The sequence below is a fragment of the Chitinophaga sp. OAE865 genome (genome assembly GCF_040546735.1).
In the GTDB taxonomy this organism is placed as follows: Bacteria; Bacteroidota; Bacteroidia; order Chitinophagales; family Chitinophagaceae; genus Chitinophaga; species Chitinophaga polysaccharea_A.
In genome coordinates this window covers 1,396,502-1,422,760 of the sequence record NZ_JBEPOF010000001.1, presented here as the reverse complement: position 1 = coordinate 1,422,760, position 26,259 = coordinate 1,396,502, and the positions used below count along the sequence as shown (strand labels likewise).

General features: G+C 45.4%; 22 protein-coding genes and 1 tRNA gene. 11 read left to right on the top strand and 12 right to left on the bottom strand.

All coding sequences use genetic code 11. The features are described 5' to 3' along the window. Window positions 1-192: 192 nt before the first annotated feature. Window positions 193-576 (bottom strand): Fur family transcriptional regulator, encoded by a 384-nt coding sequence (locus tag ABIE50_RS05975; RefSeq protein ID WP_142684005.1) that lies wholly within the window; start codon window positions 574-576, stop codon window positions 193-195. Window positions 577-655: 79 nt separating this feature from the next. Here ABIE50_RS05975 and ABIE50_RS05970 point away from each other — a divergent pair, with 79 nt between their 5' ends. Then, window positions 656-1,672, top strand: a complete 1,017-nt coding sequence (locus tag ABIE50_RS05970) for an NAD(P)/FAD-dependent oxidoreductase (protein WP_354027889.1) — start codon at window positions 656-658, stop codon at window positions 1,670-1,672. A gap of 117 nt (window positions 1,673-1,789) precedes the next feature. Here the strand turns inward: ABIE50_RS05970 and ABIE50_RS05965 are convergent, their stop codons facing one another. The 5 genes from ABIE50_RS05965 to dnaA form a co-directional block, all read right to left on the bottom strand. After that, window positions 1,790-2,029 (bottom strand): hypothetical protein, encoded by a 240-nt coding sequence (locus tag ABIE50_RS05965; RefSeq protein WP_209867059.1) that lies wholly within the window; start codon window positions 2,027-2,029, stop codon window positions 1,790-1,792. A gap of 255 nt (window positions 2,030-2,284) precedes the next feature. Beyond that, window positions 2,285-3,499 (bottom strand): MFS transporter, encoded by a 1,215-nt coding sequence (locus ABIE50_RS05960; protein ID WP_209867061.1) that lies wholly within the window; start codon window positions 3,497-3,499, stop codon window positions 2,285-2,287. A gap of 80 nt (window positions 3,500-3,579) precedes the next feature. Further along, window positions 3,580-4,413: a helix-turn-helix domain-containing protein gene (locus ABIE50_RS05955; protein WP_209867063.1), complete on the bottom strand. Its 834-nt coding sequence runs from the start codon at window positions 4,411-4,413 to the stop codon at window positions 3,580-3,582. A gap of 354 nt (window positions 4,414-4,767) precedes the next feature. After that, window positions 4,768-4,856 (bottom strand) — tRNA-Ser (locus ABIE50_RS05950). 194 nt (window positions 4,857-5,050) lie between these two features. Then, complete coding sequence (gene dnaA / locus ABIE50_RS05945; RefSeq protein WP_079469646.1) at window positions 5,051-6,484, bottom strand: chromosomal replication initiator protein DnaA; 1,434 nt, start codon at window positions 6,482-6,484, stop codon at window positions 5,051-5,053. Window positions 6,485-7,036: 552 nt separating this feature from the next. Between dnaA and ABIE50_RS05940 the strand changes: the two genes are divergently transcribed. From ABIE50_RS05940 to ABIE50_RS05925, 4 genes are all read left to right on the top strand, one after another. Further along, a complete protein-coding gene (locus ABIE50_RS05940; RefSeq protein WP_142684009.1) occupies window positions 7,037-7,423 on the top strand; it encodes a DUF3127 domain-containing protein in 387 nt (128 codons plus the stop codon). Window positions 7,424-7,560: 137 nt separating this feature from the next. Beyond that, window positions 7,561-9,120 (top strand): NAD(P)/FAD-dependent oxidoreductase, encoded by a 1,560-nt coding sequence (locus ABIE50_RS05935; protein WP_209867065.1) that lies wholly within the window; start codon window positions 7,561-7,563, stop codon window positions 9,118-9,120. Window positions 9,121-9,165: 45 nt separating this feature from the next. Further along, a complete protein-coding gene (locus ABIE50_RS05930) occupies window positions 9,166-10,110 on the top strand; it encodes an ABC transporter ATP-binding protein (RefSeq protein WP_209867067.1) in 945 nt (314 codons plus the stop codon). Between the two features lie 14 nt (window positions 10,111-10,124). Continuing rightward, window positions 10,125-11,420: an ABC transporter permease gene (locus tag ABIE50_RS05925; protein ID WP_209867068.1), complete on the top strand. Its 1,296-nt coding sequence runs from the start codon at window positions 10,125-10,127 to the stop codon at window positions 11,418-11,420. Window positions 11,421-11,462: 42 nt separating this feature from the next. Here ABIE50_RS05925 and ABIE50_RS05920 read toward each other — a convergent pair whose 3' ends face one another. Both ABIE50_RS05920 and ABIE50_RS05915 read right to left on the bottom strand, forming a co-directional pair. After that, window positions 11,463-12,410, bottom strand: a complete 948-nt coding sequence (locus tag ABIE50_RS05920; RefSeq protein ID WP_209867070.1) for an NAD(P)H-dependent flavin oxidoreductase — start codon at window positions 12,408-12,410, stop codon at window positions 11,463-11,465. A gap of 32 nt (window positions 12,411-12,442) precedes the next feature. Beyond that, window positions 12,443-13,435 carry a sugar phosphate nucleotidyltransferase gene (locus ABIE50_RS05915; protein ID WP_209867072.1) on the bottom strand — a complete coding sequence of 331 codons (993 nt, stop codon included), beginning with the start codon at window positions 13,433-13,435 and terminating at the stop codon, window positions 12,443-12,445. Between the two features lie 138 nt (window positions 13,436-13,573). On the opposite strand from ABIE50_RS05915, the gene glyA reads away from it, so the two are divergent. The 5 genes from glyA (at window position 13,574) to ABIE50_RS05890 (ending at window position 17,946) form a co-directional block, all read left to right on the top strand. Beyond that, window positions 13,574-14,851 (top strand): serine hydroxymethyltransferase, encoded by a 1,278-nt coding sequence (gene glyA, locus ABIE50_RS05910; protein WP_209867074.1) that lies wholly within the window; start codon window positions 13,574-13,576, stop codon window positions 14,849-14,851. Between the two features lie 384 nt (window positions 14,852-15,235). Beyond that, a complete protein-coding gene (locus tag ABIE50_RS05905; protein WP_209867076.1) occupies window positions 15,236-16,069 on the top strand; it encodes an ABC transporter ATP-binding protein in 834 nt (277 codons plus the stop codon). Window positions 16,070-16,076: 7 nt separating this feature from the next. Beyond that, window positions 16,077-16,892, top strand: a complete 816-nt coding sequence (locus ABIE50_RS05900; protein ID WP_209867078.1) for a hypothetical protein — start codon at window positions 16,077-16,079, stop codon at window positions 16,890-16,892. Window positions 16,893-16,904: 12 nt separating this feature from the next. Then, a complete protein-coding gene (locus ABIE50_RS05895) occupies window positions 16,905-17,276 on the top strand; it encodes a GntR family transcriptional regulator (RefSeq protein WP_209867080.1) in 372 nt (123 codons plus the stop codon). Between the two features lies 1 nt (window position 17,277). Further along, window positions 17,278-17,946: a hypothetical protein gene (locus tag ABIE50_RS05890; RefSeq protein ID WP_209867082.1), complete on the top strand. Its 669-nt coding sequence runs from the start codon at window positions 17,278-17,280 to the stop codon at window positions 17,944-17,946. Window positions 17,947-18,071: 125 nt separating this feature from the next. Here the strand turns inward: ABIE50_RS05890 and ABIE50_RS05885 are convergent, their stop codons facing one another. The 4 genes from ABIE50_RS05885 to secA form a co-directional block, all read right to left on the bottom strand. Beyond that, the gene (locus tag ABIE50_RS05885; RefSeq protein WP_209867083.1) at window positions 18,072-19,247 is read right to left on the bottom strand and encodes a M20 metallopeptidase family protein; all 1,176 of its coding nucleotides are present in this window, start codon (window positions 19,245-19,247) and stop codon (window positions 18,072-18,074) included. Next, a complete protein-coding gene (locus ABIE50_RS05880; RefSeq protein ID WP_142684021.1) occupies window positions 19,231-19,671 on the bottom strand; it encodes an SPOR domain-containing protein in 441 nt (146 codons plus the stop codon). Before ABIE50_RS05880 ends, ABIE50_RS05885 begins: the two co-directional genes overlap by 17 nt. Before the next feature lie 29 nt (window positions 19,672-19,700). Further along, the gene (deoC, locus tag ABIE50_RS05875; RefSeq protein ID WP_354027888.1) at window positions 19,701-20,366 is read right to left on the bottom strand and encodes a deoxyribose-phosphate aldolase; all 666 of its coding nucleotides are present in this window, start codon (window positions 20,364-20,366) and stop codon (window positions 19,701-19,703) included. A gap of 86 nt (window positions 20,367-20,452) precedes the next feature. Beyond that, window positions 20,453-23,776 carry a preprotein translocase subunit SecA gene (secA, locus tag ABIE50_RS05870; RefSeq protein WP_209867085.1) on the bottom strand — a complete coding sequence of 1,108 codons (3,324 nt, stop codon included), beginning with the start codon at window positions 23,774-23,776 and terminating at the stop codon, window positions 20,453-20,455. Window positions 23,777-24,978: 1,202 nt separating this feature from the next. Between secA and ABIE50_RS05865 the strand changes: the two genes are divergently transcribed. Continuing rightward, entirely contained in the window at window positions 24,979-26,256 is a 1,278-nt protein-coding gene (locus ABIE50_RS05865; protein ID WP_209867087.1) for an MFS transporter, read from the top strand. The last annotated feature ends 3 nt before the right edge of the window (window positions 26,257-26,259 follow it).

The following is a 26,259-nucleotide window of genomic DNA, read 5'->3' as shown; positions in this document are numbered from 1 at the left end:
TCAGGTGGAGGCTTGTTATCGTTTAGGCGGTTTTCAAAGCCTCCATTTTACTTTTTAGTTTGCCTCAAAGCGTGCGGTCCAGCTGCGGGGCGGCAGTAAAAAATAAAGAGGTCGTGTTTATGAAACAAGGCTTTCATTTACTTAAAGCATTACTATACCGGTTCAAAATTCCCGGCGTCTGCAATCCTTCATTCATGCGCCCGGCGAACAGGCCGCACAATAACCGGAAATAAAGCCATTGAAATTCACGGATCTGTATCCTTTCGGAAGTTTGATATCCACTTCATTCGGCAGACATTCTATTTTCCCGCATTCCAGGCAGCGGAAATGAAAATGATTGTGATGATGCTTCTTTTCAGTACAGTTTACACAAAAAGCAAAGTAATATTTTCCATCATCTCCCAATATCTTATGAACAATACCATCATCACAAAAACTATTCAGCACCCTGTAAATAGTTGCCCTGTCCACTGCATCTCCCAGCTCTTCCTGTAAAATATCCTGGCTTACAGCAGTCTCCGCATTTTTCAATGTCTCTAAAATCAGCTGTTTTGTTTTTGTATTCCGCTTGTTCATACGCAAAGGTAAAAATATTATCGCGATTATGTCGCAATAATGAAATTATTATCTACTTTTGTAAAAAATAATGACCGGGATGTTACATCGCAGAAAGTTTATACAGCAAAGCAGTATGGCTATTCCTGCATTAATGATCCCTGGTTCATTGATTTCTCCCACAAAAATAAATAAGATGGCAGACAGTAAAAACTTTGACGTAATCATAGTAGGAGGAAGTTATGCAGGACTTTCCGCAGCAATGGCGCTGGGCCGGTCATTACGGAATGTATTGATCATCGACAGCGGGCTTCCCTGTAACAGGCAAACCCCGCACTCACATAATTTCATTACACAGGACGGTAAAACTCCTGCTGAGATCTCAGCTCTTGCCAAACAACAGGTGGAAAAGTATACGACTGTTAAGTTTCATAACGGGCTTGCAGAAACAGCGGTGAAAACGGAAAATGGTTTTGAAATAACCACGAAGCTGGATGAAAAATTTCATGCAAAGAAGCTGATCTTTGCAACAGGTATCAAAGATATCATGCCCGCCATTAAAGGATTTGAGCAATGCTGGGGCATTTCGGTGATACATTGTCCATATTGCCATGGCTATGAAGTAAAGAACGAAGTGACAGGCATTCTCGCAAATGGGGAAGTAGCCATGCACGTTGCTCCATTAGTACATAACCTTACTAAAAAGCTAACTATTTACACCAATGGCGCATCTGCATTCACAGATGAACAAATGGCTCAATTGAAGAAACAGGGTATCCCGGTTGTTGAAGCAGAAATTGAGGAGCTGCGGCATCACAACGGCAGCATTGAGCAGATCGTTTTCAGGAACGACGACGCTCAGCCTATAAAAGCACTTTATGCCAAACCAGCTTTCGTACAGCATTCAGACATCCCGGAAAAACTGGGTTGTGAGCTTACTGAGCAAGGGTTCATAAAAGTAGATGCATTTCAAAAAACGAATGTGCCTGGAGTTTTTGCATGCGGCGATAATACGACTATGATGCGCTCTGTGGCTAATGCGGTAGCTGTTGGCAATCTTGCGGGCGCTATGGCAAATAAGGAAATGGCGGATGAGTTGTGGCAGGCCGGATATTGATGAGATGGAACATTCCGGGGTAGTGCCTTCCTTTGATCGGACCGGATTGAAACATGGCTGTTATTTCAACCCGGTTCCGGGAGGTTACCCCTTCCGCTCCATTCTGCGCAATGCGGATCACTGATCTTCGGAAGATCCGCTTTGCCAATGGGCTGTGGCAGCGTATTCTCCGGGCAACCATGCCTTTTCTGTCTTAAAATAATTCCTTAAATCCACCAGCCGGTATTTATCAGCTCGCGGAAACAAAGGCCTGCTGCTTTCTTTCATTGCAGCGCCCAGTACCTCTCCCTTAGTGGCCTGCTGCGCCCGGTATGATGCCAGCCCCTTATCACTATGAACGGCAAAATCGATCCACATTTACAACATCAATATTCCTTGTTGTATAGGTTCTTCTTGCAATAAATAAATCTGAGTTCCATATCTCATTAATATCAGATACGCCCATGGCCGGAATAAATATCTTGTTGTGGTCGCCTCTTCTCACATCCCGGAACTGATCTATCTTTTCATCCGACATACCGAATATTACCCGTATATAGTTCGGACCAACGAAAACCTTTCTCTTAACAGTCAATAGAGACCGTACAATTTTCTTTTGCGCTGTTTCCATTATTATCTTTTTCCTTTAATAAACAAAATAACGATCGCTAACAGGCTGCTAACACCTCCAAACAGATATACCGCGTGGTAATTATACCAACCGGCAATGATACCCGCCACCGGAGCAGCAAATCCCAAAGAGAGATCAAAAAAAGCGGCATAAGCTCCCAGAGCGGTTCCCCTCATATGAGAGTCTACTTTCTTAATAGCTAAAACGCCAAGTGCAGGAAATATGAGAGAAAATCCTACACCGGTAAGGGCACATCCTGTTATTGCCATTTCCCTGGAGGAAGCGAACCCGATGAAAAGCTGACCAGCTATTTCAATAACAAGGGAAATCAGTGCTACACGATAACCACCAAACCGGTCCGGGAATGAAGAGAAACATATCCTTGTAAGTACATAGCACGAGCCAAAGGCCATAAAAGCAATAGACGCATCTCCCCAGTTTTCGGATATAAAAAGCAAAGCAATAAAAGAGGAGATACAGGCAAAACCGATGGAAGAAAATGCCAGACCCAGTCCCTGTTCCGCAATTTTCCCGATTATCTTATAAAAGGGTGTCCTGATATGAGACGGATCTGGCGCAAGCACCGGAAGACCGATGGTGCTAAGCCATGCAACTATCGACAATATTATAATCGCTGCAAAAGCGCTTTGTATGCCGAATGAATGCTGTAACCAGATCCCCAGTGGCGCACCTATGGCAATCCCTGCATACATGGCAATTCCATTCCAGGTCATTACTTTGCCGGACTTGCCGGTGCCAGCCAAACCAATGCCCCAGGTTAATGCACCGGTTACCAACATACTCTCCGATATGCCATGCACGATCCTGGATACCATTATCAGCGCCAGTGCGGGAAGAGGATGATGGCGGAAAGCAGTGGTTGCCATATAAAATATTCCGGTTACGATCACCAATATTATTCCCAGGTTGCTACTTTTTCTTGCACCTTTTGTATCTGTAACTCTGCCTGCATAAGCTCTTGTTAATAATGTGGCCAGTGATTGTAAGCCGATCACTACGCCTACTATAACACTGCCGGACTTCAATTCGTCCTTTATGAAATTGGGGAGAATACCAAGAGACATTCCAATGGTAAGATATACCGCAAAAACAGATAGGATGATAGGAATAACTATTTTATAAAACGTGTTGTTATTATTCTCCGGAGGAATTACTTCCATAATTTTTGTTTTGCCCTGTATTTGTATCGTATTCATTTTATTAAATTTTACGATTACAAAATTAACGTGGGAAGCTGGGTTGGCGGGTAGCCATTCAATGGCAATAATTGGACAAATTATGGTTTTTTATTCCTGAATGAAGAAGCGGTCATACCGGTATTCTTCTTAAAGAAGCGGGAAAAATAAGCATGGTCTTCATAGCCCAGTTCAAAGGCGATTTCTTTTATATCCAGACCTGTATAATAAAGCAGGCGTTGGGCTTCCAGCACTATTTCCTGGTGTATCCAATAACTCGCGGCAAACCCGCTTATTTCCTTCATCACCTCGTTCAGGTACAAAGGCGTGATATTGAGCAGGGCTGCGTAGTCTTTTACCAGTTTGCAATCTTTATATTGCTCTTTAATCAATTGCCTGAACTTCATTGCAATTGTATATTTCTGGCTACTTATCAACCCTGTTGAATTCCGGAATGGTATAATTTCAGAGGCAATCATACCGGTAATGGTATCCAGCAGCGAATTGATTACCTCTTTTTTCAATGGCATAATTTCATTCCCCAAAAGTTTTTTAAACGCAGATGTCATTAAAAAAATGTCATCATTCTTCTGGATATGAACAACCTGGCGGCTATGCAAAAATGTATCGAATATTTCCCGGTATGGTTTAGCTATTAATGCTGTATCTGCAAAGATCAACCAGCCCTCGCTACTTTTACCACCTAAGTAACGATGCACCTGCCCGGGTGCTATAAAGCATAATGAAGCCCCATTCAAAGTAACGGCGCTAAAATCCAGTTCCCAAACAGACAGCCCTTTTTGCTGGATAATAAACATATAATGGTCGTCTCGGTGAGGCGTCTGTACTTTTTGTGCTAATCCTTTTATCGGCACCATATCAACTCCGGTAGCTTTCAGCTCGTTCTGGTGCAGCAAAATTTTAGCCTTTCTCATTTTTATTCGTTAAATGGCTATAAAAATACAAATATTACTTATCCTGAATGTTGCAGGCAATAACCATCTTTTAAAAGATAGCATCTTCCCCTGCTGCCTGCATCATTTTTGTGATTGGCGGTCATCAGCAGGAAATTGTCTTCAAAACAATAACTACAACTTACCAAAATTTTTAAGCGCCTTTTGATTGTTAGAGGAAAGGTATACAGTGATATAGATGTGAAAAAGAACTGCAAAAACACTGGGTGAGGTATTCCGAAAGTAAATGAAGTATTTGCGTTATGGAAGCTTTTCGGGCAACAAGGGTTCAAAAGAAAAAGGGACCGATCACTATCAGTATGATTGGTCCCTTTGCGGAGAGAGAGGGATTCGAACCCTCGGTACAGTTTAACCCGTACGACGGTTTAGCAAACCGTTCCTTTCGGCCACTCAGGCATCTCTCCGTATTTCCCTGAAGGGGTTGCAAAAATAGGAAAAGTTTTATATTCTCCAAAAGCAAAATCATCTTTTTACAAAAAAACTTACCTGCTACAGCTAAATAAGCGCTATAAAGCAGTACGGATAAGGATTTCGCATAAAAAAGCCGTGCTGTATCGGCACGGCTTTTAAAATAGGTTACGAGGGGGCTAAGGCCGGCTTACATAGCCGCCAGTTGTACTTTCTGTTGTAGTTCAATTACACTGTCACGGAAATTATTGTCTGTATCCATCAGGTCTTTTACAGTCTGACAGCTGTGGATAACGGTAGTATGATCCCGTCCTCCGAAATGTTCACCGATTGTTTTCAGAGAGTTTTTAGTAAATGATTTGGCAAGATACATAGTGATTTGCCGGGCCTGTACAATTTCACGTTTACGTGTTTTCTGCAACAGCTTGTCATAAGGCACATCGAAGTATTCGCATACCATTTTTTGTATACTCTCGATCGTAATTTCTTTGGAAGATGTTTTTACGAAAGATTTCAATACGCGCTTCGCCAGTTCCAGGTCTATTTCCTTACGGTTCAGCGACGATTGCGCCAGCAGGGAAATGAGCGCGCCTTCCAGTTCACGTACATTGGTCTGGATATTATAGGCCACATATTTCACTACTTCCTTCGGCATTTCCAGCCCATCGTTCCTCATCTTCATCTCCAGGATTTCCATCCGGGTTTCAAAGTCGGGGATCTGGATATCTGCACTGAGCCCCCAGCGGAAACGGCTTAGCAGCCTTTCCTGTACTCCGTCAAGGTCTTTGGGAGCCTTATCTGATGTTAAGATCAGTTGCTTGCCCGACTGGTGCAGGTGGTTAAAGATAGCGAAGAAGGCATCCTGTGTTTTCTCTGCACGTGCAAAGAACTGGATATCATCTACGATCAACACATCTATCAACTGGTAAAAGTGGATAAAGTCGTTGATGATATTATTTTTGGAATGATCAATAAACTGGTTGATGAATTTCTCTGCACTTACATATAACACCGCTTTATTAGGGTGTATACGTTTCACATCATTGCCTACTGCCTGCGCAAGATGTGTTTTACCCAAGCCCACACCACCATATATTACCAATGGGTTAAATGAGGTACCACCGGGCTTTTCAGCCACTGTTTTACCTGCGCGTCTCGCCACACGGTTACTGTCTCCCTCTACATACGCGTCAAACGTATAATTTGGATTGAGCTGCGAGTCAATTTGTACCCTTTTAATGCCCGGAATAACAAAGGGGTTCTTAACCGGGTTGTGGATCGTTAAAGGAAAATCTACTTCATTGTCTTTCTGAGGTTTGGTAAACTGCGTGGGCATGTTTACTGTTCTGGGATGCTGATGTGGCGTACCGTTCTCTACTACAATGCGATACTCCAACCGGGCCTCTTTACCTAATTCTCTCTTGATGGTTTTTCCTAACAATCCCACATAGTGCTCCTCAAGGTATTCATAAAAGAATTGGCTGGGGACCTGGATGGTTAAAACATTGTTTTCAAGTTTAATGGGTTTAATAGGTTCAAACCATGTCTTAAACGGCTGCCATTCTACTATATCCCTAATTATATTAAGACACTTTTCCCAAACTTGTTCGCAAGTTTTATTCATTGAGATAAAAAAAATTAGTTGTTTCTTAATTAAGGATGCTTAGTTCTCGAATTCGAAATTCCCCAACGCAGGATGTTGAAAAATTTTCAGACAGGACGACGAATATCTGTAGAAAATGTTGAAAAAAAAAATTTATCTACCCTTGTTTATATTCTCCTGATTACAGAGTACCAAAACCCCTTTTTCCACTACTGCTGTGGCTTTACAGCCCACACGTGACAAGGTTTTCACTACTATGAACCCCATTGATTAACAGCACATTTATCTTTTCCATTCTCCTTTTTATCATAAATATGGATATATAATTGATAAAATAATATTGTATCCTTTCTCTCAACAAAAAACGTTCACTGATAAAGCCTGAGATATTCACACTTTTTTGGGAGAGGGTGCAAAACTATGTTAGTATCTCCATTTAAAAAAATGAATTAAGAGATAGTAATTATGAAAGTATTTATTTATATCCGCGCGCACCGGATTAATAAAAAATATTTGTCCGCACTAAGTCGAAAACCTTATCTTTGACCCTTCTGAATTTAAAATAATTTTTCTATGAGTTTTGAAATTACCGGAAAGCTGATTGTGAAGTACAACACGGTGCAACGTAGCGAAACTTTTAAAACAAGAGAGTTCGTTATTGAGAAGTCTGACGACATCAATGGCCGTGTTATCAACAACTATATAAAGTTTCAGTCGGTGCAAGACCGCACTGGTATTGTAGACCGGTTCAATGAGGGTGAAAACGTTAAAGTTTATTTCAATATCAAAGGCACCAGATGGGAAAAAGATGGTAAAGTGAATTATATCACCAACCTGGATGCATGGCGTATGGAATCTGTTATGGCTGCACCTGCTCCGGGCGCAGATCCAATGCCTAACTACAATACTCCTCAAATGCCGGCTAGCGGCGGAGATGGCGGCGACGACCTCCCTTTCTAGGCTGAAAGTATAAAAGCTGCTGAAGCGAAGACATAAGCGGATAAAATCCCTTTGTGTCTTCGCTTTACTCATTTTTATACATAACCCTGTATTGCTTATCTTTGCTGCAGTTTTAGGATAAACACCTAACCGTTAATATGATACAGCAAATATCTCTCAAATTACTGCCGGCCGATGCCGCTTCCCATACCCACATTATTCAGCAGGCCGCTGCTGCACTCAGCGTAAAAACATCCAGCATCACAGGGTTCAACCTCCTAAAACGCTCTATAGACGCGCGTTCCAAACAGGTATTCTTTATCCTTACCATACAGGTGTTTGTCAATGAGCCATTTGAAGAAAGGCCACATACCCATCCGGTATATCCCTCCCTGCCAGCTAATGCACCGCGGGTGCTCATTGCAGGGGCTGGCCCCGCAGGGCTTTTCGCAGCACTGCGACTGATAGAAGCAGGCGTAAAACCCGTTATACTGGAGCGCGGTAAGGATGTTCGTGCAAGACGCCGCGACCTCGCCGCACTTAATAAAACAGGTATTGTAAACCCCGACTCCAACTACTGCTTCGGCGAAGGTGGCGCCGGTACTTACTCTGATGGTAAACTATACACCCGCTCCAATAAGCGCGGCGATATAAACCGCATCCTCAATATATTCGTCCACTTCGGCGCAGAAGATAAAATCATGATCGATGCGCATCCTCATATCGGTACCAATAAACTCCCGCATATCATCACGGCTATGCGTGAACAGATCATCAACAGCGGAGGGGAAGTACACTTTGAACAAAAAGTAAGTGCCATACAGATCAGCAATGGCGCGGTTACTGGCGTACAAACCGCTACAGGACAGGTATTTGAAGGCAAACAACTCATTCTCGCCACAGGCCACTCCGCCCGCGATATATTTATCATGCTTCACCAGCAAAACATTTTGCTGGAAGCCAAACCTTTTGCACTTGGCGTACGCGTAGAACATCCGCAGGAACTGATCGACAGCGCACAATACCATTGCAGCGTGCGCGGCGAGTATCTCCCGCCGGCCAGCTACAGCCTCGTGGAACAGGTGGAAGGCCGGGGCGTATTCTCCTTCTGTATGTGCCCCGGTGGCATAATTGCCCCCGCAGCTACAGATCCGGGCGAACTGGTGGTAAATGGCTGGTCGCCTTCCAAAAGGAACAACCCCTTCGCTAATTCAGGCATTGTGGTCACTGTTGATGAATCCGACTTCGCACCATTTGCCCATCACGGCCCGCTTGCAGCCATGTACTTCCAGCAGGCCGTTGAAAAACAGGCGTATCACGCCGGCGGCGGCAACTTCGTTGCGCCGGCCCAACGTATGACCGACTTCGTCAACAAAAAAATTTCTGCTTCCCTCCCGGAATGCTCCTATGTGCCCGGCCTCAACAGCGCCGATCTGCGCAGCGTATTACCCCAGGTAGTGCACCAGCGCCTCGCCGGCGCCTTCAAAGCATTTGGCCGCAAAATGAAAGGATATTATACAGAAAACGCAGTGCTGGTTGCTACAGAGTCCCGCACCTCCTCACCGGTACGCATTCCACGCAACAACGACACGCTGGAACATCCGCAGGTAGCCGGTCTCTATCCCTGCGCAGAAGGCGCAGGATATGCAGGCGGGATAGTGTCTGCTGCAATGGACGGAGAACGCGTAGCTGCTATCATCGCCGCAAAATTATCATAGAAATATTATGATTATTTATTGGGGATTAATCACTAATTTTTCATCATGAACCTACTGGAAGTCAAACACCTGAAAAAACATTATGAAACCCACATAGCAGTGGATGATGTCAGTTTTGAGATACAACAGGGCAGCATCTTCGGCTTGCTGGGCCCAAACGGCGCCGGTAAAACAACCCTGCTCCGCATGATTACAGGCATCTTCTACCCCGATGAAGGCCAGATCCTTTTCAACGGACAAAAATTTGACCCCGAAAACGATGTGCAACACATCGGGTACATGCCGGAAGAAAGAGGGCTCTATAAAAAAATGATGGTAGGCGAACAAACACTCTACCTCGCCCGGCTCAAAGGACTTAGCCGGAAAGATGCCGTGCAGAAGATCAAATACTGGTTCGATAAATTTGACATCAATTCCTGGTACAATAAACGCGTGGATGAACTCAGTAAAGGCATGCAGCAAAAGGTACAGTTCATCTCCACCATCCTGCACCAGCCTAAACTCCTGATCCTCGATGAGCCCTTCTCCGGCCTGGATCCCATCAACTCCAACCTCATCAAACAGGAAATATTCAACCTCAGTCAGCAAGGCACCACCATCATCTTTTCCACACATCGCATGGAACAGGTGGAAGAGATATGCGATCATATCATGCTGATCAACAAGGGCCATAAAATACTGGATGGCAGCGTAAAACAAATCCAGCAGGACTTTAAACAGGGACTCTTCAAAATAGGACTGGGCACTATGCCTAACCCTGCACAAATGGCTACCTATCACTTTAACATTGTGCAAACACATGATAAAGCGTTTACCGTGAAAATGAATGAAGACAGCAGTACTAACGATATCCTGCTGCATTTCATCCGCCAGGACATTCCTGTTACCTATTTTGAGGAAATCCTGCCTTCTATCAACGAAGTATTCATCACCCAGGTACAGCAAACTGAAAACAGCAACACACCCGTAGCTGCTCTGCCGCTGGCCTGATCAACCTGCTACTTATGGAAAAAATCTGGCTCATTATAAAAAGGGAATTTTTTACCCGCGTACGTAAAAAATCATTCCTCATTACCACCTTACTGGTACCGCTGGCATTCGCCGCTATGATCATTGTACCCATCCTGCTGTCTACTTCCTCCAGTGAGCACAAGCTCATTGCCGTGGTGGACAAGAGCGGGCTGTTTGAAAATAAATTCCCGGACTCCAAAGGCGTTTATTTCAAATATGTGCAGGATCAGCCCATCGACAGCCTAAAGCTGCATTACGGCGAACTTGGATACGAAGGGGTTCTGTATATCCCCGATTTCGATATCAGCAGACCATCAGGATTTGAATTTTACAGCAGCGGCCAGGCAAGCATCACCATAGAGAACAGTATCAATAAGGATATCAACAGTATCATCGAAAAGAAACGCATGGAGCTGCGGGGCATTGACCAGTCAAAGATGGACGAGATCAGGTCTGATGTGGAAGTGACCTTTAAAAACGGGAAGGATGAAAAGAAAGGCAGTTCCTGGGTGGCCTATGGCGTAGGTTATGCCAGTGGGTTCATCATCTATTTTGTGCTCCTGCTGTTTGGCACTTCCGTAATGAGAGGCGTAATGGAAGAGAAAGTGAGCCGTATTGCAGAAGTAATGATCTCCAGCGTAAAGCCTTTCCAGCTGATGATGGGAAAAATTACCGGTATAGCGGCAGTAGGCCTCTTACAGTTCTTTATATGGGGAGTGCTTATTACCGCTATCTATTCCCTGATACCGCTGTTCTTTTCGCCTGAAAGTGTGCAGGCTGCCGCTGCCCAGGGTAATTCTGCACAAACCGCCGAAATGATCCATAAAATGAGGGATGTGGTAGGCAGTATCAACTGGGCCCTGCTGGTACCTTGCTTTGTATTGTATTTCCTGGGAGGTTATCTCTTTTATTCTGCCCTTTATGCCGCCATTGGCAGCCTGGTAAATGAGGATGCCTCCGATGTGCAGCAGCTCACTATTCCTGTAACGGTACCCATTATCATTGGTATCATGATCATGATGAAGGCTGTACAGGATCCCGGCAGTTCCCTGGCTGTATGGGGCAGCATTATCCCTTTTACTTCCCCCATGGTAATGATGGCCCGCCTGCCTTATGGTGTTCCGGGCACCGTGCCTTACTGGCAACTGGGATTATCGTTTGTTTGCCTGATCGGCGGTTTTTTGCTGACCACCTGGATGGCCGGCCGGATCTACCGCACAGGTATCCTGATGTATGGAAAGAAGATCACGCTGAAAGAAGCGATGAAGTGGGTGGTGAGAAAACAATAATTTTTTGTGGATGGTTACCGGAGCGTTTGTTCAGGTAACCATTCAGTTCTCCAGGCTATTTAACCGGTGGATAGTATCCCTGAACTCTGTCCATATTTCTTCCAGTACTGCTGCTGCAGGTTTAATATCATGTATCAGCGCGCTTACCTGTCCTATTTCCAGTTCCCCTTCTTCAAGGTTGCCCTCAAACATGCCAGATTTGGCGCGGGCCCTTCCCAGCAAGGTTCTCAACGCATTGGCGTCAGCGCCGTTATCTTCCGCCTGTTGTACCGCCTGGTAAAAATTATTCTTGATAAGCCGCACCGGCGCCAGTTTCTTCAGGCTTAACATGGTATCACCTTCTTTGGCATTTACCACTGCCTGCTTAAAATTTATATGGGAAGATGCTTCGGGCGTTGCTACAAAACGGCTGCCTACCTGTACCCCGGAAGCTCCCAGTGCAAAGGCTGCTGCCATTGCCTTTCCTGAGCCTATGCCGCCGGCGGCAATAACAGGTATCTTTACCTGTTCGCATACGGAGGGGATCAGTACCATGGTAGTGGTTTCCTCACGGCCGTTATGGCCACCGGCCTCAAAGCCTTCTGCTACTACCGCATCTACACCTGCCGCCTCGCTCTTTAATGCAAAAGCCGCACTGGATACAACATGCACTACTTTGATGCCGGCTGCTTTCAATACCGGTGTCCATGTTTTAGGATTCCCCGCAGAGGTGAATACAATCTGTACTCCTTCTTCCAGGATAATATTTATCAGCTGGTCGATATCAGGGTACAGCAACGGCACATTCACGCCAAAAGGCTTACCAGTGGCCTGCTTGCATTTCTGAATATGTTCACGCAGCACTGGAGGGTACATGCTTCCCGCGCCAATAAGGCCCAGTCCACCGGCATTACTAACAGCACTGGCTAAACGCCATCCGCTTGCCCAGATCATACCAGCCTGGATCACAGGGTATTGAATATTGAATAAGGAAGTGATACGGTTGTTCATAAGCGAATATACTATAGCTTGATGCGCCGGTATTATCCCAGGTCTATTTCTGTATTGTCACCTATGTTCAGGCTCTGGCTCAATCCGCGGATATTGGCATCACTGCCTATCAGCGAGGATTTCAATACTACTTCATACAGATTGCTGAAAGAACCGATGATAGAGTCTTTCACAATAGAATAGTTGATCACCGTATTATCGCCAATAGCCACATTAGGGCCTATAATGGCATTTTTGATATTACAGCCTTCCCCTATGCTCACCGGTGGGATGATGATCGTATTTTCATATGGTAATACCGGGTTACTGGCCAGTTTGTACTTCTTCAGCAGGATCGCGTTTGTTTCCAGCAGGGTGTCTTTCCTGCCGCAATCGAACCAGTTGGATACTTTAAATCCGTTAAACTGTACGCCGTGCTCAATCATACATTCCAATGCGTCTGTAAGCTGGAACTCGTCGTGCGATTTTATCCTGTTGTCGATATTGCTTTGCAGGCATTCATACAGCTGCTGCGTTTCCTTGATCTTGTACAGCCCTACCAGTGCGAGGTTCGACTTAGGGATCTGTGGCTTTTCCACTACGCGGGTAATTTTACCCTGTTCATCCAGTTCAGCTACGCCGAAGTTACGCGGGTCATCTACTTTCTTCAGGCCCAGCATGGAAAAAGGAGAAGCGATCACCTCTTTGAAATCGCATTCACAGATGGTATCTCCCAGTACAATCAATACTTCATCATTCCCTACCACATCGCGGGTAAGTGATAAAGCATGCCCCGTGCCTTCCCGGCTGTTCTGCTGTACAAAGTGACAGGTAAGCTGCGGGTATTTCTTTTCTACATAATGCTGGATCTTCTCCCCGAGATAACCTACCACAAAAACGAATTCTGTGATACCCGCATCCACCAGCTGATCAATGATGATACTGAGAATGGTCCTGCCGGCTAAAGGTATTAATGCTTTAGGCTGTGTATATGTATGTGGACGAAGCTTGGTGCCTGCCCCTGCCACTGGTATTATTGCCTTCATTTAGTGTTGTAGTTAGGATTAGCTATTGCTGCTCGAATGCGGCGAAATTAACATAAAAAGCGGAAAGCATAAAGCGCAAGGCTTTAAGCTTGTAATTGATCTGGCTTTCATTTATTTTTGCACCAAATTTAAGGCAACATGCAAAGAGACCAGCAAATATTTGATTTAATCGGCCAGGAATTGGAGCGTCAGCGCCATGGCATCGAGTTGATCGCATCTGAAAACTTTACCAGCTTACAGGTAATGCAGGCGATGGGACATGTGATGACGAATAAATATGCCGAAGGGTATCCTGGCAGAAGATACTATGCAGGCTGTGAAATTGTGGACCAGAGCGAACAACTGGCTATCGACAGGGCAAAACAAATATTTGGCGCCGCTTATGTGAACGTACAACCTCACTCCGGCGCACAGGCCAATGCAGCTGTTATGCTGGCTATCCTGCAGCCGGGCGATAAAATCCTCGGACTGGACCTGAGCATGGGTGGTCACCTTACCCACGGTTCTTCTGTAAACTATTCCGGAAAGCTCTACCAACCTCATTTCTATGGCGTTAACAAGGAAACAGGCCTGGTGGAATATGATAAGATGGAAGAAATAGCCAATCGCGAAAAACCCAAACTGATTGTTTGCGGCGCATCCGCTTACAGCCGCGACTGGGACTATAAACGTATCCGCGAGATAGCCGACCAGGTAGGCGCCTTTGTACTGGCTGATATAGCACACCCTGCAGGTTTGATCGCCAAAGGATTGCTGAACTCTCCGTTTGCCCACTGCCATTTTGTAACCACTACCACGCACAAAACACTCCGTGGCCCACGTGGCGGTATGATCATGATGGGCGCTGATTTCGAGAACCCATTCGGTCTGAAAACGCCAAAAGGCGAAACCCGCCTGATGAGCTCTCTCATCGATACTGCTGTATTCCCCGGCATCCAGGGCGGCCCGCTTGAGCACGTGATTGCTGCGAAAGCTGTGTCTTTCTTCGAGATCCTGTCGGACGACTATACCGTGTACGCCAACCAGATCCTGAAGAATGCACAATCAATGGCTAAAAGCTTTGTGAGCAAAGGATATGAGATCATTTCCGGTGGTACGGACAATCACCTGATGCTGATTGACCTCCGCAACAAAAATATCTCCGGTAAAAAAGCCGAACAAACACTGGTAAAAGCCGATATCACCGTAAACAAAAACATGGTGCCTTTCGACGATAAATCCGCATTCATCACCTCCGGTATCCGTATCGGTGTTCCTGCCATCACTACCCGCGGCCTGAACGAAAGCCATATGGGTCAGATCGTTGACTGGATCGATGCACTCCTCCTGGATGCGGACAATGAAGCGCTGATCCTCAAAGTAAGGGGCGAAGTGAATACATTTATGCAGCAGTTCCCGCTGTATCCCGAGCTGTAGACGCGGATTTTGTCCTGGAACACTGATCAGGATGATTATAATGATTACCTGATTATTTTTTAAGTAGATGATATGATAATATAAAGGGAGATGTAAGCGAACAAATACCCGCTTACATCTCCTTTTTTTGTTAAGCTCAAATCAACAAATGTACTTCTTTGATCAAGACAACTTCGCCTTCGGAAGGCAATCCCAATAGGTAGTACACCCGCTTATATCTCCTCTTATTATCATCTCCCCAAAAACAAAATCACAGTAATCATTATAATCATCCTAATCAGTGTTCCAGGACAAAATCCGCTCCCATTAAAATTTATTTTGCATTTCAAAATATACCCTTATCTTTATAGTGTACTAGTCAAGTAGTACACTAAACCACGAAATATGATTAACATCCAATCCCTGACATTCAGTTACCGGAAAAACAAGCCCCTGTTCGAAAACTTACAGCTACAGCTGGAAGCTGGACACATTTATGGTTTGCTTGGAAAAAACGGGGCAGGCAAATCCACACTCCTTAAACAAATAGCCGGCCTGTTGTTCCCCGACAGCGGCACCTGCGAAGTACTGGGCTACCCGTCCGCAAAAAGGCAACCAGCCTTCCTCCGGGAGATATTCCTCGTACCGGAAGAATTCTATCTTCCGAAAGTAAGTGTGAAAAGATATGTAAACACTTATGCCCCTTTTTACCCCAACTTTGATGAAGCCGCATTCTACAACTATCTGAAGGAATTTGAGATCCCCAGGGATCAGCAGCTAACGGAAATGTCGTACGGGCAAAAAAAGAAAGTGCTGATCAGCTTCGCCCTGGCTACCAACACCAAGGCACTGATTATGGATGAACCTACCAACGGACTCGATATTCCCTCCAAAAGCCAGTTCCGCAAAGTGATTGCCGCCGCGGTGAGCAATGATAAATGTATCGTGATTTCCACTCACCAGGTACGCGATCTTGATAACCTGATCGACAGCATCGTGATCATTGACGGGCACAAAATTATTTTCCGGGAAGATGTGCAAACGGTGACGGATAAACTGAGCTTCAAAACAGTGAGCAGGATAGAAGAAACCACCGGCATCCTCTTCGCCGACAGCAACGTGCGCGGACATACCATTATAACCCGCAATGCAGGCCATGAACAAAGTAAAATAGATATGGAACTGCTCTTTAATGCAGTACTCACCAATCATAAACCTATACAGGAAATATTCAACTGATTCACCCATGCAACCAAATAATATATTTAATGTTCGCCGTATGCAGTTATACCTGCAAAAACACTTTACCGACCATTACCGCTTTTACGGGATGGGCATACTCACCATATTCGGGCTCATGACGGGAATAGCAGTGCTGATGGTAACTGTAGCCCGCGATCCCTTCCGGCAACTGAGCGGTCTGGTACCCTTTTATTACATTGGCCTCTTCTTTGGTGGCATGCTGTTCACCAGCAGGGCCTTTAATGAACTGGGCAGTAAAGAAAAAGGTGTGGATTTCTTAATGCTGCCAGCTTCACAGTTTGAGAAATTCATCACCCTGTTCCTCATCAGCAGCATCGGATACTTCATTGCTTATCATATCAGCTGCTACCTCAGCTTCAAAATTATTGAAAACGCACAACAGGCAGCGATAGGTGTGAAAATTGAAAAAGACTACCTGTTCCTGGACAATCCTAAAGAAAAAGTATACATCTATTATGGATACTTCATTTTGCAGGCGGCATTCCTGCTGGGCGCCACCTACTTCCACAAGTACAGTTTTATCAAAACAGTGTTATCCGTTTTCGTTTTCGGATTCGCGCTGTGGCTGATTAACTGTGTGATCGTCACACTTATTTTTGGGTTCGGCAATGAATTCTGGAAAAGATCAGTACCCTTCCTGCTGGTAGGCAAACTGGAAGGCGGGCCTTTCTCCTTGTACACAACCATATACCTGATCCCAAAATGGCTGCAGGATACCTACCTGTTTATAATAAAATTTGTGATTGCGCCCGTACTCTGGACCATTGCTTATTTCCGGTTGAAGGATCAAGAAATTTAAAAACTCTGTGAAATGGAATTTAAAGAGACACAGGCAATATATGTACAGATCGCAGATTATATCTGCGAACAGATATTGCTTACCAAATGGCAGCCGGAGGAGCGTATTCCATCAGTAAGGGAACTGGCGGTCTCGCTGGAAGTAAATCCCAACACGGTAATGCGTACCTGCGAGCTCCTGCAGCAGCAGGAAATCATCCAGAATAAAAGAGGGATCGGCTATTTTATCAGCGGGGATGCAGTGAAGAAAATAAAGCAATTTAAGAAGGAAACCTTTATAAAGAATGAATTGCCCAGTTTTTTCCGAAGCATGTACCTGCTGGATCTTGACCTCGATGAACTGAAACCTCATTTTGAGAAATTTAAAAAATCAAATTTCAATTAACATGAAAACCAGCAATAAATTATTCTCAGGCTTTTCAGGCGTACTGGTATTACTCATGCTGCTTTCTGCCATTATACTAAAAGCCAATTACAATAAAGGCATTACAAACACTATTAGCCACCAGCCAAAGCAGGATCCGGATTACGCCAAAGTAACCATTCCTGCATTTAAGGCGCTGGTGCTAAAAAGTACGGTGGCAAAAACTGATGATCGTGAAGCTACTGTCTATATCCGCGAATCGCCGGAATATCAGCTCGAATTCTATAAGAATGCTACCTACAATCTATTGGGTGATACCCTCTACATAGAGATCAGCAAACCACGCGATGTAGTGTTATTTAGTCCCGCTATCCGCTATATCGACAACAGAACAGGTTATGCCATTACCGTTTCAGAGGTAAACTCCCCCAGCCTGCGCATCAACGCCGGCGGACAGATACGTGTATACATGCATAATTCAAAAATCAACAGCTTCTCCTTTACAGGGAAAGAAAACAATACGCTGGAAGTAACTGAAGACAATGTGCTGGACTCTGTAAAGGTAACAATGGGTAAACGCGGGTCTTTATACTTTTATGCGCCTTATCAGGCGGGGGATTTTAGTGTGGATAGCTTAGATAACCTGAATATAACGGGCAAATCGCTGAAAAGCCTGAAACGATTTAATTAACTCTTTAGCAATAAATTCTATCAATGCACAAACCTGCTTTCCAGCTGGTTTATAATTTACATAACAAATTTTTGTGTTAAAAATGAACGTCCCGATCTCCATCGGGACGTTGTTGTTATATCTTTTTAAAACTGTGTTGCCAGGTAAGCCATTGTTCCCATACCTATCTCTATGGCCTGTTCATCTACATCAAAAGTAGGCGTATGCACACCTGAGGTAATTCCTCTTGCAGCATTACCCGTCCCTAACCGGAAGAAACATGCCGGTACCACCTGGGAATAAAAAGCGAAATCTTCTGCTCCCATCCTGATTTCCGTATCGCCTACCGCTTCAGCGCCGAGGTATTCCGTAGCAAAGCCGCGGGCTTTATTGGTTACTTCTTCATTGTTGTACAAAGTAGGATAGCCTACTAATATTTCGATATCAATTTCAGCGCCCATTGCTTCCGCAATGCCGGTTGCCTGTTTGCGTATCAGCTCATGCGCCCTGAAACGCCAGGTTTCATCCATTGCCCTGAAAGTTCCCATCAGCTTCACTTCACTGGGAATCACATTGGTAGTGAATCCACCATTGAAAGCACAGATAGATAATACAGAAGGAGAAAAAGGATTGTTGTTACGGGAGATGATCTGCTGTAAGCTCACTACCAGTTGGGAGGCTACCAGGATGGTATCTACCGTAAGATGCGGCTGCGCAGCATGACCGCCTTTACCTTTAATGGTAATATAAATTTCATCGGCGCTGGCCATATATTTACCGGCATGAAACCCAAGCTTACCGGCTTCCATGGAAGGATGCACGTGCAACCCCAGGATAGCGTCGGGACGCGGATTTTCAAGGGCGCCTTCTTCAATCATGATGCTGGCACCGCCTGGATGCTTTTCTTCGCCTGGCTGAAACAGCACCTTGACAGTACCTTCAAACCCGTCTTTTAATTCATTCAATATCTTGGTAGCACCCAGTACACAGGAAGTGTGCACATCATGCCCACAGGCATGCATTACGCCAACATTGGCAGATTTATAGGGCACATCGTTAGCCTCAGTGATGGGCAGCGCATCTATATCTGCACGCAGCGCGATGGTTTTGGAGGAAGGGTTTTTACCTTCTATCAGGGCTATGATCCCCGTGCCGGCAATACCTGCTTTAAAAGGAACACCAAAGGCAGTTAATTGCTTTTGTATGAAAGCAGTAGTTTCAAATTCCTGGAAAGACAGTTCCGGGTGGGAATGCAGGTGCCTTCTTATAGCAGTAAACTCCGGTGCATATGCTTTCGCCAGTTCTTTAATACGGTTCTTCATTCGATAGTTCTTTATCCAGTGACACGTTAATAATGGCAGGTACTACAAATACACCGCCCGCAAACAGGTCGGATAATTTGTCCCGTAATTCAGCTGCTTCCTCACGGGTTTTAAAATCGCCTACGCGCACTTTAAAATAGGGGGCCTGGTAATCGAGATAAGTACGGTAATCACCAAAAAGCTGCATCACTTTAGCTTTGGCTTCATTGGCATCACCACGTTTGTTGGTAGAAATCACCTGTACCCGGAAACCGGACTGGTTGCGGATAGCCAGGGTGTTAATGTAGATCTGTTTCTTAATCAGCACATCCACACGACTATCTTTCACCACTCTTACATTTCCATTGGCGGCGATTGTATTGTCCTGCGCCATGGCCACTCCACTCCCCAACAGACAACACACCAGGATGAATAACTTTTGCATGAATACGTATAATTAAGTATGAACAATTATCATTGAACCTCTTTGCTTTCCTTTACAATGTCTACACTGGCGCTGGCGCCGATCCGGGTGGCACCGGCTGCTATCAGCTCTTTCGCCAGGGCAAAGGTACGAATACCTCCTGAAGCTTTTATTTGTATGTTAGCAGGCAGATTAGCTCTCATCAGTTTTACAGCTTCCACGGTAGCCCCCCTTTCTGCATATCCTGTAGACGTTTTCATGAAATCCACGCCATACTTCGCATACAGCTGGCAGCACTGCACAATTTCTTCTTCCAATAATATGCCACTTTCAATGATGATCTTGATCACTTTCTGCTTCTCCCGTACCAGGTACATGATATTGGCAATCTCTTTCTCCAGGAATTCCCAGTCTTTGTTCTTTACTGCCGAGATATTGATCACCATATCCAGTTCATCAGCGCCATCCACAATAGCCAGCACCGTTTCCGCAACTTTGGCTTCAATAGCGGAATACCCGAAAGGGAAACCAATAACAGTGGCTATTTTGGTATTGGTTGCGCCAAGGAACTGTTTAGCCAGCTTCACGTATAAAGGAGGCACACAGGCCGCAGCAAAATCGTATTCAACACACTGCATGCACAATTGCTTAACATCTTCCAGCGTGGTAGTGGGCTTCAATACGGTATGGTCTATATAACGGTTAATCTCCATCATTCATTTGCTTGATTACAAAGCGAAATTAATGCAAAACGGATTACGTTGCCGTAATCCGTTCCTTATCATTTTCCGGGCAGATACGCTTATGCGTTCTTACCATGGCATTGTTTGTATTTTTTGCCACTACCACAGGGGCAAAGGTCGTTACGGCCTATTTGCGGTCCCTGGTGGCGGATGGGCTCTGCTTTTACCTCTTCAGCGGTTTGAAGTTCAGGCCCGCTGTTCTGGTGACTGCCGTTTTCTGCCAGCTCTTCATGGGAGGCACGCATGCGGCTCATATCCGTTTTCTGTTCCCTTCCTTCACGGATTTCCGGTGCAGCTTCCTGTTCCTGGTTGCTTACAGGAATACCGCATTTGGTAAGGAAGGATACAATATCCCGGCTGGTTTCCCGGTCCATATCCTTAAACAGGTTGAATGCCTCGAACTTGTAGATCAGCAACGGATCTTTCTGTTCGTATACCGCACTCTGTACAGATTGTTTCAGATCGTCCATTGCACGCAGGTGCTCTTTCCAGGATTCATCGATCAAAGCCAGGGTAATACTGCGTTCCAGGGCATTCATTGTTTCATGTCCCTTTGTTTCCACTACCTTCTGCAGGTTAGCCAATACATTAATACCTTTTTTACCATCAGTAAATGGTATAGAGATATTTTCGATCTGGTGCCCCTGTTCCTGGTAGATACGTTCAATTACCGGCAGTGTATTGCTGATCAGCTCATTTACCTTACGTGTATAGTTATCTTTTCCTTCGTAATACAGTTTATTGGCCAGATTTGGAATATCTGTCTTCGCCAGTTCTTCACTGGTGATTTGTGTATCAATAGAGAAGTTCATGATAGCATCCATCTTGAAGGCTTCATAATCTCCGCTGGCTTTATGGGTAGACACCATGTTTTCCGCCACATCATAGAAGGCATTGTCGATGTCTATTGCCAGGCGCTCACCAAACAGGGCGTGATTACGTTTCGCATAGATCACAGTACGCTGTTTGTTCATCACATCATCATACTCCAGCAAACGCTTACGGATACCGAAGTTATTTTCTTCCACTTTCTTCTGTGCTCTTTCAATGGAGCGGGTGATCATGCTGTGCTGGATCACTTCTCCTTCTTTATAACCCATACGGTCCATAAGGCCCGCAATACGTTCTGAGCCGAACATACGCATCAGGTCATCTTCCAGGGAAACGAAGAACTGGGAAGTTCCGGGATCACCCTGGCGACCGGCACGACCACGCAACTGTCGGTCAACACGGCGGCTTTCATGCCTTTCCGTACCGATGATAGCCAGACCGCCGGCTTCCTTCACACCTGGTCCGAGTTTGATATCCGTACCACGACCCGCCATATTAGTGGCAATGGTCACTGCGCCCGGCAAACCTGCTTCCGCCACAATCTGTGCTTCACGGGCATGCTGTTTCGCATTCAGTACATTATGCGGCACTTTTTCGAAAGTGAGCATTTTGCTCAGCAACTCAGATACTTCCACGGAAGTAGTACCTACCAGTACAGGGCGGCCTTTTGCCTGCAGTTGCTTTATCTCTTCAATAACTGCCTTGTATTTATCTCTTTTTGTTTTGTATACCAGGTCTTCCGCATCTACACGGGAAATAGGCAGGTTGGTAGGAATGGTTACCACATCCAGCTTATAGATTTCCCAGAATTCGCCTGCTTCGGTAGACGCTGTACCGGTCATACCGGCCAGCTTATGATACATACGGAAGAAGTTCTGCAATGTGATGGTGGCAAATGTCTGGGTGGCAGCTTCCACTTTTACGTTTTCCTTAGCTTCAATCGCCTGGTGCAAACCATCCGAGTAACGGCGTCCATCAAGGATACGGCCGGTTTGCTCATCCACGATCTTCACTTTACCGTCCATTACCACGTACTCTACATCTTTATCAAATAAAGTATAGGCTTTCAGTAACTGCTGAACGGAATGGATACGGTCTGATTTAGCGGCAAAATCCTGCAGCAGTACATCTTTACGCTGGAGCTTTTCTTCAGGCGACAATGGCAGCTTTTCAATTTCTGCCAGCTCAGATCCCACATCCGGGAGGATAAAGAAGTTAGCATCTTCACCACCCTGGGTGATCAGGTGAATACCTTTATCTGTAAGATCTACACTGTTTTGTTTTTCTTCAATAGAGAAGAACAGGCCTTCATCTACTTTGGGCATTTCGCGTTGCTGATCTGCCAAGTAGTAGTTTTCCGCTTTTTGTAACAACACCCTGTTACCAGGTTCGCTGAGGAATTTGATCAGCGCGCTACTCTTTGGTAAACCTCTCCAGGCACGCATCAGGGCCAGGCCACCGGTTTTCGGATCATCCTTACCTTCTGCAATCAGTTTCTTTGCTTCCTGCAGATATTGATTGACAGCCTTCTTTTGCATTTCCACCAGGTATTCGATACGTGGTTTCAGTGCATGGAACTCCTGCTCTTCACCGCGGGGGATAGGGCCGGAAATGATCAGCGGGGTACGGGCATCATCCACCAGTACGCTATCCACCTCATCCACCATTGCGTAGTGGTGTTTACGCTGTACCATTTCATCCGGGTTGTGCACCATGTTATCACGGAGGTAGTCAAAACCGAATTCGTTGTTGGTTCCGTACGTAATATCCGCCAGGTACGCGTTGCGGCGGTCGGGTGTATTGGGCTGGTGCTTATCGATACAGTCTACTGTAATATCAAGGAATTCAAAAAGAGGTCCGTTCCATTCAGAGTCACGACGCGCCAGGTAATCATTCACAGTTACGATATGCACGCCTTGTCCTGCCAGTGCGTTAAGATAAGCAGGAAGGGTGGATACAAGGGTTTTACCTTCACCTGTAGCCATTTCCGCAATTTTACCCTGATGCAGTACAGTACCACCGATCAGCTGTACATCATAGTGCACCATGTTCCAGGTAACAAGGCTGCCGGCCGCATTCCAGGTGTTTTTCCAGATGGCTTTATCGCCCTCAATGGTAACATAATCCTTTGTCACTGCCAGCTGGCGGTCCAGGTTGGTAGCAGTGGCGGTCAGCGTCGAATTATTGGTAAAGCGGCGGGCTGTTTCTTTTACTACCGCGAAAGCCTGTGGCAGTAATTCTTTCAGTACTACTTCCAGTTGCTTGTCGCGCTCCTTTTTAAGAATATCTATTTCCTGGTATATGGTATCCTTTGCGGTTACATCTTCCTCGCTATCTGCATTGGCTTGTTTTTCCGCTATTTCTTTATCTATAGTGGCAAGATGCTCAGCGATACGTGCCCGGAATTCCTGCGTTTTGTGGCGCAGATCATCAATAGGAAGGGATTGCAGTTTTTCGTACTCCTCGTTAATCTGCTGCACCACCGGAGAGATGGATTTAATATCCCTTTCTGATTTATTCCCTCCAAATAGCTTTGATAAAAAACCTAACATGTTAAATGTTTAATTACGAATTACGATTTCTATTTATTGTAACCTGATCCCATCCAGGCAGCGTATATCAGTTGATAAATTTCTGCGTCATCAGCCTGTGGCACAAAGGCTGCGGGCTTCGTCAGTTGGATAGACGGCATCCAGATTACTCAAATATTGTGCTTGTAAAGGGGAACTGTCAACGTGTCAGTTTTGCAGCCCTCCCCGGCAAGGCCTGTAAAAGTAGGAATAAATTTGGTGATTCAAGGCGGATTTTGAATGGATTTTCCATTTTGCCGCTATCAATTAACATATCCTTTATACAGATAGCTAAAGTTAGCGGCATAGCCGGCCCGGCGTGGTAAACAAGGAAAGCTTTCCCGAAAAAATATCCTTTCTACGGATCATTATGAGAGCGATGCCAAGGCGGCTTCCCGGAAATTTGTTGACAAATGGCAGCAGGCAAATTGAGTACATGAGATTTGTTGTTGCAGCCCTGAGCAGGCAGGCTTCCTGTTGTACAGGAGTGCCCGCTTTTTTACCGCGCCCAATTTGTCAGCCCGGCTGCTATAAGGACTCAGCTCTTTCCCTGCCAAAATACCAGTACCGGATCACAGGATATTAAAAAGTGCCGGAAAACCGGCACCGGGTGGGCATCTTCCTTAAAATCAGGTTTTATGTCCGGGCGTTATTGCCGGCTATTCAGGTAGCAGATCACATATTCATTCCCGCACATCACAGCCGAACGATTATCAGTTACTAACGGGATAGGGTAAACGACATTCAATTCGTCATCTTCATCAGCTGCCCCTTAGAGCCTCAGACCACTTGCCGGCAATTAGCTGTAGTACCGGGTTGTAGAGCGCTGACTTTGACCAGCTAGTAAAAATAAGGAATAACCGGGGTATTCAATGCCAGAGAGAGATTTTTAGTTTTCAATCAATAGAAGAAATTATCATTTATTTATATCATCCGGACAAAGCAGGGAGCGGACGTTACTTTTATAAGTAGGCGGAAGCCCTGCACAGAGCGAACCGCTTATCATAAAATATGGCCATCCAAACCGGGTATTTATGGCCAGTTAGCCCATATTACCGCTGGAAATGAAAATTTTCAAAAAAATTGCCCGTCGCCCATATAAAAAGATGGAAATATGAAAATACTTTTTATAAATTTAAAGGTTTAATAGCCGTTTTAACTTTTTTACACAAACATCCACGTTTATGGCAAATGCAATTCAGCCGCAAAAACTGTTCGTAGCAAGCTGTATGGCGCTACTGGTAACATCATTATCCTTTGGCATCCGTGCCGGAATCTTAAGCCGCCTGGGCGTTGAGTTCCACCTGGATACCAAACAATTGAGCATCATTGCCGGAACTGCGTTCTGGGGATTTCCGCTGGCAGTGGTTATAGGAGGGTTCATTGTAGATGCCATAGGCATGAAACGATTGCTGCTCGCAGCTTTTATCCTGCACCTGCTGGGTATTGTGCTGACGGTATTTGCAGGCGGTTTCTGGTCGCTGTTCATCTCCACCCTGTTTATCGGTATGGCCAATGGTACCGTGGAAGCAGCGTGTAACCCGCTGGTGGCCACTATTTTCCCCGACAATAAAACTACCAAGCTGAATCACTTCCACCTGTGGTTCCCCGGTGGTATCGTGGTAGGCACCCTGCTGGTATTCTTACTTTCAAAAATCGGCCTCAGCTGGCAGTTGCAAGTAGCCACTATGGTGATCCCCACCCTTATCTATGGTTATCTTTTTATGAAACTCGACTTCCCCGTTACAGAAAGGGTGGCAGCCGGTGTTTCTTCTGCACAGATGTATAAATCTGTATTAAGCCCCCTGTTCATCGTGATGTTTATCCTTATGTTCGGAACTGCCATCACAGAGCTTTTCACTGGTCAGTGGATAGAAGTGCTGCTGAAGAACGTAACTGAAAACTCTATTCTCATACTGGCGTTAACAGCCGGTGTACAGGTACTGGGAAGAGGTATTGCCGGCCCTGTGGTACATAAAATATCTCCTACCGGCGTTTTACTTATTTCTGCGATTTTATCCGCTTTGGGCTTATATTTACTTTCCCATGTATCGGGTAACATGGTGTTTGTGGCCGCCTTTATCTTTGGTATGGGCGTTACTTACTTCTGGCCAACCATGCTGGGTTTTGTATCTGAAAACATCCCACAGTCGGGAGCACTCGGCATGAACCTGATGGGCGGCGCCGGTATGTTTGCCGTATCTGTATACATGTATTTTATGGGAGGTTTCTACGATAGTATCATCGTAAAACAATTACCTGCCGGCGCATCCCTGGATGCTTACCGCTCAGCAGCACCCGGTTCTGCCGAAGCAGCAGCTTTCAGCCAGGCCACCGCTGTAGCCGGGCCGGAAATCATCAACGCCACCCTGGTGATACCGGTTATCCTCATCGTAGCGTTTGCAGGACTTTTCTTTTATATGCGCAGCCGTAAAAAAGTAGCACAGGTTCAAATAGTATAAATT